Origin of the sequence: Streptosporangium sp. NPDC006013 (assembly GCF_040614275.1) — a bacterium.
Lineage (GTDB): Bacteria > Actinomycetota > Actinomycetes > Streptosporangiales > Streptosporangiaceae > Streptosporangium.
This window is the reverse complement of sequence record NZ_JBEXUE010000942.1, coordinates 1-1383: the sequence shown is the minus strand read 5'-3', so window position 1 is coordinate 1383 and position 1383 is coordinate 1. Positions and strand designations below refer to the sequence as shown.

Annotated in this window: 1 protein-coding gene; it reads right to left on the bottom strand. The window is 70.1% G+C overall.

The annotated features are described in order from the left end of the window. Positions 1–218 precede the first annotated feature (218 nt). Positions 219–950: a sulfite exporter TauE/SafE family protein gene (locus tag ABZ260_RS51095; protein WP_355633235.1), complete on the bottom strand. Its 732-nt coding sequence runs from the start codon at positions 948–950 to the stop codon at positions 219–221. Positions 951–1383: the final 433 nt, after the last annotated feature.

The window sequence follows — 1383 nt, the reverse complement described above, 5'->3', positions numbered from 1 at the left end:
GGCCGTTCAGGGCGGGTCGCCGTAGCTGAAGCGCGACCGCATGACCCAGTCCAGGGCCGGGCGCCGTAACCGGTCCAGGGGCGGGGGCGGGAGGCGGGGGCGTAAATTACCCTATTTCGGCCGTGCCTTGTCGTACTTGCTTCCCTCTCAGTGGCAAACCGGCCCCCTTCCCTCTCTGTGACGTGGCTGCCCCTTGCACGCCCTGTGCCGGTCAAGGGTCACAGGCTCCACAGCCCCTTACCTATCGTGGTGAACCCGCCCACCAGCGCGAGCAGCAGCACCAGCACCCGGGCCCGCCGCTCCGGCACTCGTTCCGCGAGTGCCTTCCCCAGCACGGCGCCTGCCGCTATCCCAGCCGCGACCAGCAGCCAGAGCGGCACCGTGAGCTTCGGCACGCCCTTGGCCGTAACGGAGAGCGCGTTCACCACCACCCCGTAGAACTGCGCGTTCGGCACGAACTCCCGTACCGTCCAGCCCGCGTTCACCGCATACAGGGAAACCGCCGGACCGCCCACCCCCGCGGAGGAGTTCATGAACCCGCTCGCCGCACCGGCGGCCACCGCACCTCCGGCACCGCGCAGAGCGGGCACCCGGCTGCCCCACATCACGAGCAGTACGGCCACGCTCACCAGCACCCCCATACCGACCAGCAGCATCGGTTCGGGCAACCAGGCGGCCACCCAGGCCCCGGCAGGCACGGTGCAGGCGGCCGCGGCGACCAACGGAACCATCGCGGTCAGGCGAACCTCCCGCCAGGTGCCGATCAGCCCGATCGCGCTGATGGCACCGGCCGCGCAGTTCGCCAGCACCACACCCTCGGCCGGGCCGAGAAGCAGCACCAGAGCGGGCACCGCCACAAGCGCGAACCCGATCCCCGCCAACCGCTGCACGGACGCGCCCAGCAGGACGATGCCCCCCAGCAGAAGACCGGCGGTCCAGTCATCCAGCACAGACGCTCCTCGCGGCTTCTCCCCATGAGCGATCCCGCACAACACCCACCCACGCGGCAGGCACAATCATGCAGGCCGACGGGAGAGCGGGCAGCAGGTCACGCGAACGGAAAAGCCAGAACATGAACGCCTGCCCCCAAATCGACCCACCTGGAAGCCAGAACCCGACCCCCGACCCCGGACTGTCACGACGCCCAGCCCTGGACCGTAAGACCGCCAGCCCTGGACCGGTTACGACACCCCCTGAAGCGGCAGAACCCCCACCCCCGAACCCGCAGGACCCCAACCCTGAACCGGTTACGACACCCCCTGAAGCGGCAGGACCCCACCCCCGGACCGGCAGGCCCCCCAACCTTGGACCGGTTACGGCGCCCGGCCCTGGACTGGGTCATGCGGTCGCGCTTCAGCTACGGCGACCCACCCTGAACGGCTT